Genomic DNA, 13,770 nt, shown 5'->3' on the forward strand with positions numbered 1-13,770 from the left:
ACACCCCCGACCCCGACAGCCACGACCGCACCCTCGCCCACTCCGGCACCGCGAAGACGCAACCACCCCAGCGCCCCCAGGAACCCCGCGGCGGCCTCCTCATGGGACGCCCCTTCGGCGTACCCGTCTACGTCGCCCCCAGCTGGTTCCTCGTCGCCGCCCTCATCACCTGGGTGTTCGGCGGACAACTCGACCGCGTCCTGCCCGAGCTCGGCGCCGCCCGCTACCTCGTCTCCCTCTTCTTCGCCGTCGCCTTCTACGCCTCCGTCCTCGTCCACGAACTCGCGCACACCGTCGCCGCACTCCGCTTCAAGCTCCCCGTGCGCCGCATCCAGCTCCAGTTCTTCGGCGGAGTCTCCGAGATCGAGAAGGAAGCCGAGACACCCGGCCGCGAATTCGTCCTCGCCTTCGTCGGACCGCTGCTCTCCCTCGTCCTCGCCGGCGTCTTCTACGCCGCCATGCAGCCCGTCGAACCCGGCACCGTCCCCGGCGTCCTCCTGGCCGGCCTGATGATCTCCAACCTCATCGTCGCCGCCTTCAACCTCCTCCCCGGACTGCCCCTCGACGGCGGCCGCATGCTCCGCGCCATCGTCTGGAAGATCACCGGCAAACCCATGACCGGCACCATCGCCGCCGCCTGGGTCGGCCGCGCCCTCGCCGTCTCCGTCCTCATCGGCCTGCCCTGGCTCACCCAGTCCGGCGCCCTCGGCTCCGACGCCGTCGACAACGTCGGCATGGACACCGTCATGGACGCCCTGCTCGCCGCCATCCTCGCCGCGATCATCTGGACCGGCGCCGGCAACAGCCTGCGCATGGCCCGGCTGCGCGAACACCTCCCCGAACTACGCGCCCGCACCCTCACCCGCCGCGCCGTCCCCGTCGAGACCGACACCCCCCTCTCCGAAGCCCTGCGCCGCGCCAACGCCGCCGGAGCCCGCGCCCTCGTCGTCGTCGACACCGACGGCAACCCCCTCTCCCTCGTCCGCGAGGCCGCCATCGTCGGCGTACCCGAACACCGCCGCCCCTGGGTCCCCGTCAGCGGCCTCGCGGCGGACCTCACCGACGGCATGCGCGTCTCCGCCGAACTCGCCGGAGAGGACCTCCTGGACGCCCTGAGAGCCGCCCCCGCCACCGAATACCTCGTCGTCGAGGAAACCGGCGAGATCTACGGCGTCCTGTCCGCCGCCGACGTCGAGCGCGCCTTCGTCAAGGCCATGGCCCGCCCCAGCTGAACAGCACACGTGGTCGGCGGCCCCCCGAAACGCCGGTAGGCTGGTCACATGTCCGAACCGACCGGTGCCGCCCGCAGGCGCGGGCCCTTCAAGGTCGGGGACCAGGTTCAGCTGACCGACCCCAAGGGCCGCCACTACACGTTCACGCTCGAAGAGGGAAAGAACTTCCACACCCACAAGGGTTCCTTCCCGCACGACGAGCTGATCGGCGCACCCGAGGGCAGCGTTGTCCGCACCACCGGTAACGTCGCCTACCTCGCGCTGCGCCCCCTGCTCCCCGACTACGTCCTGTCCATGCCCCGCGGGGCAGCCGTCGTCTACCCCAAGGACGCGGGGCAGATCCTCGCCTTCGCCGACATCTTCCCCGGCGCCCGCGTCGTCGAGGCCGGCGTCGGCTCCGGCTCGCTCAGCAGCTTCCTGCTGCGCGCCATCGGCGACCAGGGCATGCTGCACTCCTACGAGCGCCGCGAGGACTTCGCCGACATCGCCCGGCAGAACGTCGAGCGCTACTTCGGCGGCCCCCACCCCGCCTGGCAGCTCACCGTCGGCGACCTCCAGGACAACCTCAGCGACACCGACGTCGACCGCGTCATCCTCGACATGCTCGCCCCCTGGGAGTGCCTGGAGGCCGTCTCCAAGGCACTCGTCCCCGGCGGCATCGTGTGCTGCTACGTCGCCACCACCACCCAGCTCGCCCGGACCGTCGAGTCCATCCGCGAGATCGGCTGCTTCAACGAGCCGACCGCCTGGGAGACGATGATCCGCAACTGGCACATCGAAGGCCTCGCCGTCCGCCCCGACCACCGCATGATCGGCCACACCGGCTTCCTGCTCACCGCCCGCCGCCTCGCCGACGGAGTCGAACCCCCCATGCGCCGCCGACGCCCCGCCAAGGGCGCCTACGGCGAGGACTACGAAGGCCCCAACGCCGACGGCGGCACCGGCCGCTGACCCGGCCCCGCACCGCCAACAACGCACAAGCGCTGTGGTCGAGTTCCCGCAACACCACCGGGAACTCGACCACAGCGCCTTTGCGTTGACGCCGGACACCGACAACCCTCACATCCGGCAACCCTCAAATCAGTACGTCGCACAACACCCCGCACGCCCCCCTCCGCGGACCCCCCACCACCGCACACCGGCACCCAAACTCCACACCCCGCCGTTCCCCCGCACTGTGACGTGTGGCACCATGCTGGCCACCCCCACCGGCACAGCCCTCACAGGAGACGCTCCTAGTGCAACCCGCCGTCCCGGAACTGGCACACACCCACACCCGCCCCATCCACTGGCTCGCCACCGCCACAGCGGTCGCCGGCGTCGTCGCCCTGTCCTCGGTCCTCCAGCCCAACTCGGCGACAGCCGCCCAGACAGCCGGCCCCGAGACGAACCACGCCCCCGCCGCCCTCGCACCCCCCGACCCGGCCGGCGTCGACCTCCCGCTCGAATGCGGGCCCGTAAAGGCGGTCGTGGTGAAAAAGGCCACCGGAGACCTCGACGGCGACGGCAACCCCGAAACCGTGGCCGTCGTGCACTGCGACGCCCCCATGGGCACCCCACCCGACGGCCTCTACGTCCTCACCCGAGCCGCCGAGACGACCACACCCCGCCTCGTCGCCACCCTCGTCGACCCCAAGGACAGCACTACCGTCAGTGACATCACCGTCCGCGACGGAGCCGTCATCGCCGACCTGCTCAGCTACTCCACCGACGACGTACCCCGCTGCTGCCCCGACGTGAAGAAGACCGCGAAATGGCAGTGGAAGAACGGCACGTTCGTCCGCTCGACACCCGCCGGAGCCCACAGCGTCTGACCCACGCCACCAACGCGTGTGAGAAATCAGACAGTCGTAACACCCCGTACACGCAAGGTCACTCGGCGTCCGGACCGAACACCTCGACCTTGTCCGAAACGCGACGTACATGGATGCACTCGCCCGGACACTCCTTCGCCGAATCCACCACATCCGTGAGAAGCGGCAACGGCACGGGCGTTGTCGCCCCCTCCACCTGCAACAGCTCGTCCCCCGCGCCCTTCACGTACGCCAGACCATCGATGTCCAGCTCGAACACCTCAGGCGCGTACTGGGCACAGATACCGTCACCCGTACACAGAGCCTGGTCGATCCAGACCTCCAGCGCCACGCCATCGACCCCGGCCGCCTGCTCCACGCTCATCTCTCCTGCCATCCGCTTTACGTCGAGCCGAACGGGAATCCGGCCAGCTCTGACGGGTGTTGAACGCTTCGAGCCTACCTGCGGCGGCTTCCCAATCATGTTCGGTGGGTATTCCCCTGGCGTGAGGGAGAGCGCAAGGGTGAAGATCGGACACACCCCGACAGTCTTTGTGATCTAGGGGTTTCAATCGACACCCACCCAGGTAGGGTCTGGAAGCGTCCAGCTCCCCTTGGAGGAGGTGAGGACCGTGGCAGCCCACGACGACGACATGAACCGCGGCATCCGCCCGGGACGAGGGTCCGACGACCCGGCCGGGCAGATCGCCTACCTTGAGCAGGAGATCGCCGTCCTGCGACGCAAGCTCGCCGACTCTCCGCGGCACACGAGGATTCTCGAAGAGCGGATCGTCGAGCTGCAGACCAACCTGGCCGGCGTGTCCGCACAGAACGAGCGACTCGCCAACACGCTCCGTGAGGCCCGCGACCAGATCGTGGCCCTCAAGGAAGAAGTCGACCGGCTCGCACAGCCACCGGCCGGCTTCGGTGTCTTCCTGCAAGCCAACGAGGACGGCACCGCCGACATCTTCACCGGAGGCCGCAAACTCCGCGTGAACGTCAGCCCGAGCGTCGAACTCGACGACCTCAGGCGCGGCCAGGAACTGATGCTCAACGAAGCACTCAACGTGGTCGAAGCCATGGAATTCGAGCGCGTCGGGGACATCGTCACCCTCAAGGAGATCCTCGAGGACGGCGAGCGCGCCCTGGTGCTCGGGCACACCGACGAGGAACGGGTGGTACGGCTCGCCGAGCCGCTGCTGGACGTCACCATCCGACCCGGCGACGCCCTCCTGCTCGAACCCCGCTCCGGCTACGTCTACGAAATCGTCCCCAAGAGCGAAGTCGAGGAACTCGTCCTCGAAGAGGTCCCCGACATCGGCTACGAGCAGATCGGCGGCCTCGGCGGCCAGATCGAAATGATCCGCGACGCCGTCGAGCTCCCCTACCTCTACCCCGACCTGTTCAAGGAGCACGAACTGCGCCCACCCAAGGGCGTCCTCCTGTACGGGCCCCCCGGATGCGGCAAGACACTCATCGCCAAGGCCGTCGCCAACTCACTGGCCAAAAAGGTCGCCGAAGTCACCGGCCAAGCCCAGGGCAAGAGCTTCTTCCTCAACATCAAGGGCCCCGAGCTCCTCAACAAGTACGTCGGCGAGACCGAACGACAGATCCGACTCGTCTTCCAGCGCGCACGGGAAAAGGCCAGCGAAGGCACCCCCGTGATCGTCTTCTTCGACGAGATGGAATCCCTCTTCCGCACCCGCGGCTCCGGCGTCAGCTCCGACGTGGAAAACACCATCGTCCCCCAGCTGCTCGCCGAGATCGACGGCGTGGAAGGCCTGCAGAACGTGGTCGTCATCGGCGCCTCCAACCGCGAGGACATGATCGACCCCGCCATCCTGCGACCCGGCCGACTCGACGTGAAGATCAAAATCGAACGTCCCGACGCCGAGGCCGCCAAGGACATCTTCGGCAAGTACCTCACAGAACGCCTCCCCCTGCACTCCGAAGACCTCGGAGAACACGGCGGCAGCAAGGCGACCACGGTCCAGAGCATGATCCAGACCGCCGTCGAGCAGATGTACGCCGAATCCGAGGAGAACCGCTTCCTGGAAGTCACCTACGCCAACGGCGACAAGGAAGTCCTCTACTTCAAGGACTTCAACTCCGGCGCCATGATCGAGAACATCGTCGGCCGCGCCAAGAAAATGGCGATCAAGGACTTCCTCGAACACAACCAGAAGGGCCTCCGCGTCTCCCACCTCCTCCAGGCCTGCGTGGACGAGTTCAAGGAGAACGAAGACCTCCCCAACACCACCAACCCCGACGACTGGGCCCGCATCTCCGGAAAGAAGGGCGAACGGATCGTCTACATCCGCACCCTCATCACCGGAAAGCAGGGCGCAGACACCGGACGCTCCATCGACACGGTGGCAAACACCGGTCAGTACCTGTAAAACACAGGGCGGCTGCGGGTGCCCCCAACGGGTACCCGCAGCCCACTGTTTTTCCGGCCACAGCCGGCACAACGCGAGCAACGCAATGACGCAAATGATCTCCCCACCAGCGCAAAGGCGTTCTAGGCTCTTCCATACCGCCGAGTCGCGCAGTGCGGGGACGGGCACCGCACACGCACCGGAGCGCCAGCGGTACTTGAGCGCCGCCCCCGACCGAGGGCGCCGCCGGGCAAGGAGGGCCGCATGACCGTACGGCGAGTAATGGGCATCGAGACGGAGTACGGGATCTCCGTCCCCGGCCACCCCAACGCCAATGCCATGCTCACCTCATCCCAGATCGTCAACGCCTACGCGGCGGCGATGCACCGGGCCCGACGAGCCCGCTGGGACTTCGAGGAGGAAAACCCGCTGCGCGACGCGCGAGGCTTCGACCTCGCCCGCGAGGCCGCCGACTCCAGCCAGCTCACCGACGAGGACATCGGCCTCGCCAACGTCATCCTCACCAACGGAGCACGCCTCTACGTCGACCACGCACACCCCGAATACAGCGCCCCCGAAGTCACCAACCCCCGCGACGCCGTCCTCTGGGACAAAGCCGGCGAACGCATCATGGCCGAAGCCGCCGAACGAGCGGCCCAGCTCCCCGGCGCCCAGCCCATCCACCTCTACAAGAACAACACCGACAACAAGGGCGCCTCCTACGGCACGCACGAGAACTACCTCATGAAGCGGGAAACCCCCTTCTCCGACATCGTGCGCCACCTCACCCCCTTCTTCGTCTCCCGCCAGGTCGTCACCGGCGCCGGCCGCGTCGGCATCGGCCAGGACGGCCACGAACACGGCTTCCAGCTCAGCCAGCGAGCCGACTACTTCGAAGTCGAGGTAGGCCTGGAGACCACGCTCAAGCGCCCCATCATCAACACCCGCGACGAGCCCCACGCCGACGCGGAGAAATACCGCCGCCTCCACGTGATCATCGGCGACGCGAACCTCTCCGAGATCTCGACCTACCTGAAGCTGGGGACGACGGCTCTGGTCCTGTCGATGATCGAGGACGGGTTCATCGCGGTGGACCTGGCGGTCGACCAACCCGTACGCACCCTCCACCAGGTCTCCCACGACCCGACACTCCAACGGCTCATCACCCTCCGCAGCGGCCGCACACTCACCGCAGTCCAGCTCCAAATGGAGTACTACGAGCTGTCGCGTAAGTACGTGGAGGAGCGCTTCGGAGCGGACGCGGACGAACAGACCAAGGACGTCCTGTCGCGCTGGGAAGACACCCTGAACCGCCTGGAGCGGGACCCGATGAGTCTGTCCGGCGAACTCGACTGGGTCGCCAAGCGAGAGCTCATGGAAGGCTACCGACGCCGCGACGACCTCGACTGGGACGCCGCCAAGCTCCACCTCCTCGACCTCCAGTACGCCGACGTACGCCCCGACAAGGGCCTCTACAACCGCCTCGCCGCCCGAGGCCGCATCAAGCGCCTCATGGACGAGGAATCCGTCGAGCGGGCCAAGACCAAGCCCCCCGAGGACACCCGCGCCTACTTCCGCGGCCGCTGCCTCGAGCAGTACGCCGACGACGTCGCCGCCGCCTCCTGGGACTCGGTCATCTTCGACCTCCCCGGCCGCGACTCCCTCCAACGCGTTCCAACCCTCGAACCCCTTCGCGGAACGCGAAATCACGTCAAGGAGCTCCTGGACCGCTGTCGCACCGCAGAAGACCTGGTCAGGGTCCTGTCAGGCGGCTGAGGGGTACACGGAAGGTGCGGACCGGACGTCGGCCGAACAGGGTGGAAAACCCGACGTCCGGGAATCATCGAGATGGCCCCCGCACGTTGCCGAAACTGCGGGGCCGATGTCAGACCCGGCTTGTAGGGTCTGATCATCACCGATCGGCAGGAAAGCCGACCTGCCGACCATGTCGGGCGAACTGAGCGGGGTGAGGGATATGGCAACCAAGGACACCGGCGGCGGACAGCAGAAGGCCACGCGCTCCACCGAGGAGGTCGAGGAGCAGGCTGCGGAGACGCAGGCTTCTGAGGACCTCAAGGAGCGGCAGGAGAAGCTGAGCGATGACGTCGACTCGGTTCTGGACGAGATTGACGATGTCCTGGAGGAGAACGCCGAGGATTTCGTGAGGTCATTCGTTCAGAAAGGTGGGGAGTAGGGGTGGTTTCACCTTAGATTCAAAGGTGAAGCCAGGGGGATCTCAGAGTGAACGAAGAGTCCGAATCGAGGCGCTGTTCGCGGTGCAAGCAGTACTTGCCGTGTACGGCGTTCGCGAGCAACAAGTCCATGCGTGATGGCCTCCAGGCGTACTGCCGGGAGTGCGCCGCCGAGTACTACCGGCAGCGCCAGGAGGCCAAGGGGAGGAAGGTTCGGGTAAAGGTTCCGGTCCCGCCGGGGCACAAGCGATGCCCGCAGTGCGAAGAGGTTAAGCCGCACTCCGAATGGGAGCGCAACAAGACCACGTCGGACGGCTGGGCGAGCTACTGCCGTGTGTGTCGGGCAGAGCGGAACCGGATCAGTTACTTCAAGCGCAAGTACGGACTAACCCCAGTCGAGTTGGACGCACTGATCACTGCACAGCGAGACATCTGCTGTATATGCCTTGCCGCCTCGGCCGAGCATGTGGATCACTGCCACGAGACGGGTAGGGTCCGTGGCGTACTGTGCTTCAGCTGCAACGCCGCACTGGGGCAGTTCAAGGATCGGCCCGACGTCATAAGGCGGGCTGCTGCTTACGTGGAAGGAATCGCGTGGAAGCCAACACTCGTAGCACCGGGCGTCTACCAGCTGCCTTCCTGACGCCTGGGTCGTCCTCGTTCATGGACTTTCTCTCGGAGCACCAGCCGGAGATGCTGCCCGGTAACCGTCAACTCCCGCCGACGCAGGGCGTGATCGAGGCGCCGCACGGCACCACGATCGTGGCGGTGACGTTCCCCGGGGGTGTGGTCCTCGCTGGTGACCGGCGGGCGACCATGGGGAATGTGATCGCGCAGCGGGACATCGAGAAGGTGTTCCCTGCGGACGAGTACTCGGCCGTGGGTATCGCGGGTACCGCCGGTCTGGCGGTCGAGATGGTGAAGCTGTTCCAGTTGGAGCTGGAGCACTTCGAGAAGGTCGAGGGTGCGCAGCTGTCCCTCGAAGGCAAGGCGAACCGGCTGTCGACCATGATCCGGTCCAACCTCGGTATGGCGATGCAGGGGCTGGCGGTGGTGCCGCTCTTCGCGGGTTACGACGTCGATCGGGACAAGGGGCGGATCTTCTCCTACGACGTGACCGGTGGCCGTTCCGAGGAGCAGGGGTACGCGGCGACGGGTTCTGGTTCGATCTTCGCGCGTGGCGCCATGAAGAAGCTCTTCCGTGCTGACCTCACCGAGGCCGAGGCCACGACGCTGGTGGTGCAGGCCCTGTATGACGCGGCTGACGACGACTCGGCGACCGGTGGTCCCGATGTCGCCCGCCGGATCTATCCGATCGTCACGGTGATCACCGAGGATGGTTTCCGCCGGCTCGGCGACGAGGAGTCGTCCGAGATCGCTCGTTCCATTCTGGAGCGGCGTCTGGAGCAGCCTGACGGCCCGCGGGCCGCGCTGCTGTAGCGGCGGGGTTCGGTCTATTTCTAGGTGATCCTGTGACTTCGACAGAAAGGGACGGATAACCGGTGTCGACGCCGTTCTATGTCTCCCCCCAGCAGGCCATGGCCGACCGGGCGGAGTACGCCCGTAAGGGCATCGCGCGTGGTCGCAGCCTGGTTGTGCTGCAGTATGCCGATGGCATCGTGTTCGTCGGTGAGAACCCGTCCCGTGCGCTGCACAAGTTCAGTGAGATCTATGACCGGATCGGTTTTGCGGCCGCCGGTAAGTACAACGAGTACGAGAATCTGCGGATCGGCGGTGTGCGGTATGCCGATCTTCGTGGTTACACCTATGACCGTGATGACGTGACGGCGCGTGGTCTGGCGAATGTGTACGCGCAGACGTTGGGCACGATCTTCTCTTCGGCGGCGGAGAAGCCGTATGAGGTGGAGCTGGTTGTCGCCGAGGTGGGTGAGACGCCTGAGGGTGACCAGATCTATCGGTTGCCGCATGACGGGTCGATCGTGGATGAGCACGGTTCGGTGGCGGTCGGTGGTAATGCCGAGCTGATCAGTAATTTCCTTGATCAGCGGCATCAGGACGGTATGAGTCTGGCCGAGGCTCTGAAGCTGGCTGTGCAGGCGCTGTCGCGTGAGTCGAACGGTACGCAGCGGGAGATCCCCGCGGAGCGGCTCGAGGTCGCGGTGTTGGACCGTACGCGTCCGCAGTCGCGGAAGTTCAAGCGGATCGTGGGTCGTCAGTTGGCGCGGTTGCTCGAGGCCAATGGTGCGTCCACGGAGGCCGAGAGTGCGGAGAACGGGGAGGACTCCGAGGAGTCGGGCAGCTCCGAGGAGTAGCCGAGGAGTAGTCCTCCGGTCTGTTTCGTCCACGCCTGTGCCCCGGCCGAGTCGCTCGGTCGGGGCACAGGCGTGTCTCTGGGGTTTCACGGCGCGCTGGGTGGTGCTGTGGAGCCTCGTACGACGAGGTGGACGGGAATGTCGCCCTGTTGGGGTTCGCGGCCTTCCAGGACGGCCAGGAGGGCTTGCATGCCGCGTTCTCCGAAGAGTTCGGCGTCGAGTCGGACGGTGGTGAGTTCGGGGTCGATGGCGGTGGCGAGGGCGAGGTCGTCGAGGCCGGTGACGGAGAGGTCGTCGGGGATGCGCAGGCCGAGGCGTCGGGCGGCTTTGTAGGCGCCGGCGGCGAGTTTGTCGTCGTCGCAGACGATGGCGGTGGGCCGGGGGCCTTTGGCCGCGAGGGCGGTTTCGGTGGCGGTGCGGGCGTCGTCGATGGAGATGGGTGCGCGGACGGTGAGCAGTGATGTGCCGGGGACGTCGCCGAGTCGTGCGGCGAGTTCGTGGGCGCGTACTTCGAAGGTCCAGGAGGCGATGTCGGCGGCGAGGTGGAGGAAGCGTCGGTGGCCGAGGCCGAGGAGGTGGTCGGTGACCTGGCGGATGCCGTCGGTGATGTCGAGGTTGACGGTGGTGGCGCCGTGGCTGCCTGCGGGGTCGCTGTCGAGCATGACGAGGGGGAGCTGGTCGCCGCGGATGGCGGTGAGGGCGTCGGCGGCCATGGAGGAGGCGATGACGCCGTCGAGGGCGGCCTGGGCGGAGGCGAAGGGGTCGCGGGCGGGGCCGATGCCTTCGGGGGAGGGGTAGAGGACGACGCCGAAGCCGTGTTGTGCGGCGATGCGGGCGGCGCCGGTGTAGACGCCGGCGAAGAATTCGGTGGTGAGGGCGGGGACGACGAGCAGGACGGTGCGGGTGTGGCCGAGGCGTAGGTTGCGGGCGGCGAGGTTGGGGCGGTAGCCGAGTTCGCGGGCGGCTTGTCGGACGCGTTCGGCGGTGGTTTCGGAGACTCGGCCGCGCCATTTGTCGCCGAGTACGAGGGATACCGCGGCCTGGGAGACGCCTGCTGCCTGGGCTACGTCTCGGCTGGTGGGGCGGGTGCTGCCGGTTGCCACCGTCCGCCTGCTCCTTCGTCTGGACTCGTGAACAGCGCACATGGTACGTATGACGGAGGACGTTATACGTAAAACCTAGGCGGAGGGCGGCGCGGCTGATGACCGGCGCATACCTGGAGGTTCTCAGGGCGAGGCATGCCGCCCGGCTGCTCGCCGGCACGCTCTTGGGCAGGCTGCCGAACGCGGTGGCGGCGCTCGCGATCGTGCTGTTCGTGCGTGCCGAGGGGGGTTCGTACAGTCTGGCCGGGGGGCTGGCGGCCGTGTACGGGGTGGCCAACGCGGTGGGGCAGCCGGTGCTGGGGCGGCTGGTGGATCTCTACGGTCAGCCGCGGGTGCAGTTGCCGGCGGCGGTCGCTTCGGCCGTGGCGATGGCCGGGTTCGCGTTCGTGGGTACGGGGTCGCTTCCGCTGGCGTATGCGGCTGTGGCGGCTTCGGGGCTGTTCACGCCGCCGCTGGAGGGTGGTCTGCGGGCGTTGTGGTCGTCGGTTCTCCACAAGGAGGGCCAGGTGCACACGGCGTATGCGATGGACGCGGTGGCGCAGGAGGTCATGTTCACGATCGGACCGTTGCTGCTGACGTTGTGTGCGTCGCTGTGGTCGGCGCAGGCGGCGCTGCTGGTGCTGAATGTGATCGGGGTGCTGGGTGCGCTGTCGGTGGTGGTGTCGCCGCCTTCGCGTGCGTGGCGTTCGGAGCCGCGTGAGGCGCACTGGCTGGGGGCGCTGCGTTCGTCGGGGTTGCTGGCGCTGCTGGCCGCGTTCCTGTTCATCGGGATGGCGCTGGGGTCGATCGCGGTGGCGGCGGTGTCGTACGCGGACGACCACGGCGGTGATGTGGTGTACGGCTGGCTGATGGCGGGCGTGGGCCTGGGTGCGCTGGTCGGTGGTGTGGTGTACGGGGCGCGGCAGTGGGCTGGTGAGCCGGCGCGGCGACTGCGGTGGCTGGTGGCGTTTCTGGCGGTGTGTTATCTGCCGTTGATGCTGATGCCGGGTGTGGTGGCGATGACGTTGCTGGCGGTGCTTGCGGGGGTGTTCCTGGCGCCGTGTATCGCTTGTGCGTTCGTGCTGGTGGATCGGCATGCGCCGCGGGGGACGGTCACCGAGGCGTTCTCGTGGCTGGTGACGACGTTCACGGTGGGCGCGTCGGTGGGAACGGGTCTGGCGGGGCCGGTCGTCGAGGCGGGCGGGGCGCTGTGGGGGTTCGCCGTGCCGGGTGCGGCGGGGGCGGTGTCGTTGCTGGTCCTGCTGGCCACGGGGCGGGTCCTCGCAGCTCCCGCCAGGGGTGCGGTGGTTGCGGCTTCATCGGAAAATGATCCAAACCGTGCTGTCGAACCCCGTTTCAGCTCGGGGGATCGGGCGTAATGTTCAGTCATGGACCGCCGCATTTTCGGGCTGGAGAACGAGTACGGCGTCACGTGCACGTTCAGGGGACAGCGCCGCCTGTCGCCTGACGAGGTGGCGCGGTACCTCTTCCGCCGTGTCGTGTCATGGGGCCGTAGCAGCAATGTCTTTCTGCGGAACGGCGCCCGCCTCTATCTCGACGTAGGTTCGCATCCGGAATACGCGACACCGGAATGTGACAACGTGACCGAACTGGTCACCCACGACAAAGCGGGCGAGCGCATTCTCGAAGGACTCCTGGTGGACGCCGAACGACGCCTGCACGAGGAGGGAATCGCGGGCGACGTCTACCTCTTCAAGAACAACACCGACTCGGCGGGCAACTCGTACGGATGCCACGAGAACTATCTGGTGGCACGCCATGGCGAGTTCTCCCGGCTCGCGGACATTCTCATTCCGTTCCTGGTCACCCGGCAGCTGCTGTGCGGCGCGGGGAAGGTGCTCCAGACTCCGCGTGGCGCGGTGTACTGCGTCAGTCAGCGGGCGGAGCACATCTGGGAGGGCGTCTCCTCGGCGACGACGCGTTCCCGGCCGATCATCAACACGCGTGACGAGCCGCACGCGGACGCGGAGCGTTACCGTCGTCTGCATGTGATCGTGGGCGATTCGAACATGTCCGAGACGACCATGCTGCTGAAGGTCGGTGCGACCGATCTGGTGCTGCGCATGATCGAGGCGGGCACGGTGATGCGGGATCTGACCCTGGAGAACCCGATCCGGGCGATCCGCGAGGTCAGCCATGACATCACCGGTCGGCGCAAGGTGCGCCTGGCCAGCGGCCGGGAGGCGTCGGCGCTGGAGGTGCAGCGCGAGTACTACGAGAAGGCCGTGGACTTCTGTGAGCGCCGCGGTATTCGTACGGGCACGGTCGAGCAGGTCCTGGAGCTGTGGGGCCGCACGCTGGACGCGATCGAGGCGGAGGACCTCGACCGGATCGGCACCGAGATCGACTGGGTCATGAAGTACAAGCTGATCGAGCGGTACCGGGCCAAGCACAACATGACCATGTCGCATCCGCGGGTCGCGCAGATAGACCTCGCCTACCACGACATCCACCGGCGTCGTGGGCTGTACTACCTGCTGGAGAAGAAGGGGCAAGCCGCCCGTATCTGCAACGACTTGAAGATCTTCGAGGGCAAGTCGGTTCCGCCGCAGACCACTCGGGCCCGGCTGCGCGGTGATTTCATCCGCAGGGCCCAGGAACAGCGTCGGGACTTCACCGTCGACTGGGTTCATCTCAAGCTCAACGACCAGGCACAGCGCACGGTCTTGTGCAAGGACCCGTTCCGTTCGGTGGACGACCGGGTGGAGAAACTCATCGCCGGTATGTGAGGGCCGGGTTCCGGAGCAATTGCCGGAACGCAACGCGGGCGCCGTACGTTTCCCGTACGGCGCCCTTCTC

13 protein-coding genes are annotated in these 13,770 nt (G+C 67.1%); 11 read left to right on the forward strand and 2 right to left on the reverse strand.

All coding sequences use genetic code 11. The features are described from left to right. The 3 genes from L0P92_RS23095 to L0P92_RS23105 all read left to right on the forward strand — a co-directional run. A partial coding sequence (locus tag L0P92_RS23095; protein ID WP_234764742.1) for a site-2 protease family protein occupies positions 1–1,232 on the forward strand: 1,232 nt, incomplete at its 5' end. A 48-nt stretch (positions 1,233–1,280) separates the two neighbouring features. After that, positions 1,281–2,183, forward strand: coding sequence for a tRNA (adenine-N1)-methyltransferase (locus L0P92_RS23100; RefSeq protein WP_234764743.1), 903 nt, complete (start codon positions 1,281–1,283; stop codon positions 2,181–2,183). A gap of 287 nt (positions 2,184–2,470) precedes the next feature. Further along, on the forward strand, positions 2,471–3,046 hold the full coding sequence (locus tag L0P92_RS23105) for a hypothetical protein (protein WP_234764744.1): 576 nt from the start codon (positions 2,471–2,473) through the stop codon (positions 3,044–3,046). 58 nt (positions 3,047–3,104) lie between these two features. On the opposite strand, the gene L0P92_RS23110 is transcribed toward L0P92_RS23105, so the two are convergent. Beyond that, a complete protein-coding gene (locus tag L0P92_RS23110) occupies positions 3,105–3,410 on the reverse strand; it encodes a ferredoxin (protein ID WP_234764745.1) in 306 nt (101 codons plus the stop codon). Between the two features lie 247 nt (positions 3,411–3,657). Here L0P92_RS23110 and arc point away from each other — a divergent pair, with 247 nt between their 5' ends. From arc to prcA, 6 genes are all read left to right on the forward strand, one after another. Beyond that, positions 3,658–5,424 carry a proteasome ATPase gene (gene arc / locus L0P92_RS23115; protein ID WP_234764746.1) on the forward strand — a complete coding sequence of 589 codons (1,767 nt, stop codon included), beginning with the start codon at positions 3,658–3,660 and terminating at the stop codon, positions 5,422–5,424. Positions 5,425–5,667: 243 nt separating this feature from the next. Beyond that, entirely contained in the window at positions 5,668–7,179 is a 1,512-nt protein-coding gene (gene dop / locus L0P92_RS23120) for a depupylase/deamidase Dop (protein WP_372497302.1), read from the forward strand. A gap of 199 nt (positions 7,180–7,378) precedes the next feature. Further along, positions 7,379–7,597, forward strand: coding sequence for a ubiquitin-like protein Pup (locus L0P92_RS23125; RefSeq protein ID WP_030955201.1), 219 nt, complete (start codon positions 7,379–7,381; stop codon positions 7,595–7,597). 47 nt (positions 7,598–7,644) lie between these two features. Continuing rightward, entirely contained in the window at positions 7,645–8,238 is a 594-nt protein-coding gene (locus L0P92_RS23130; protein WP_234764747.1) for an endonuclease VII domain-containing protein, read from the forward strand. Then, entirely contained in the window at positions 8,190–9,035 is an 846-nt protein-coding gene (gene prcB / locus L0P92_RS23135) for a proteasome subunit beta (RefSeq protein WP_062722711.1), read from the forward strand. The genes L0P92_RS23130 and prcB overlap by 49 nt, the downstream gene beginning before the upstream one ends. Positions 9,036–9,097: 62 nt before the next feature. Next, positions 9,098–9,868, forward strand: coding sequence for a proteasome subunit alpha (gene prcA / locus L0P92_RS23140; protein ID WP_234764748.1), 771 nt, complete (start codon positions 9,098–9,100; stop codon positions 9,866–9,868). Positions 9,869–9,954: 86 nt separating this feature from the next. Here prcA and L0P92_RS23145 read toward each other — a convergent pair whose 3' ends face one another. After that, positions 9,955–10,971, reverse strand: coding sequence for a LacI family DNA-binding transcriptional regulator (locus L0P92_RS23145; RefSeq protein WP_234764749.1), 1,017 nt, complete (start codon positions 10,969–10,971; stop codon positions 9,955–9,957). A 98-nt stretch (positions 10,972–11,069) separates the two neighbouring features. On the opposite strand from L0P92_RS23145, the gene L0P92_RS23150 reads away from it, so the two are divergent. Together L0P92_RS23150 and pafA are read left to right on the forward strand one after the other, a co-directional pair. Next, positions 11,070–12,329, forward strand: a complete 1,260-nt coding sequence (locus tag L0P92_RS23150) for an MFS transporter (protein WP_234764750.1) — start codon at positions 11,070–11,072, stop codon at positions 12,327–12,329. Between the two features lie 9 nt (positions 12,330–12,338). After that, on the forward strand, positions 12,339–13,700 hold the full coding sequence (pafA, locus tag L0P92_RS23155; RefSeq protein WP_028801611.1) for a Pup--protein ligase: 1,362 nt from the start codon (positions 12,339–12,341) through the stop codon (positions 13,698–13,700). Positions 13,701–13,770 lie beyond the last annotated feature (70 nt).

This window comes from Streptomyces muensis, assembly GCF_021474425.1.
GTDB lineage: Bacteria > Actinomycetota > Actinomycetes > Streptomycetales > Streptomycetaceae > Streptomyces > Streptomyces muensis.

Excerpts from the sequence above, each read along its gene's own strand:
- L0P92_RS23150 (WP_234764750.1), top strand. The coding sequence starts at position 11,070 with ATGACCGGCGCATACCTGGAGGTTCTCAGGGCGAGGCATGCCGCCCGG.
- pafA (WP_028801611.1), top strand. The coding sequence starts at position 12,339 with ATGGACCGCCGCATTTTCGGGCTGGAGAACGAGTACGGCGTCACGTGC.
- L0P92_RS23100 (WP_234764743.1), top strand. The coding sequence starts at position 1,281 with ATGTCCGAACCGACCGGTGCCGCCCGCAGGCGCGGGCCCTTCAAGGTC.
- dop (WP_372497302.1), top strand. The coding sequence starts at position 5,668 with ATGACCGTACGGCGAGTAATGGGCATCGAGACGGAGTACGGGATCTCC.
- L0P92_RS23110 (WP_234764745.1), bottom strand. The coding sequence starts at position 3,410 with ATGAGCGTGGAGCAGGCGGCCGGGGTCGATGGCGTGGCGCTGGAGGTC.
- L0P92_RS23125 (WP_030955201.1), top strand. The coding sequence starts at position 7,379 with ATGGCAACCAAGGACACCGGCGGCGGACAGCAGAAGGCCACGCGCTCC.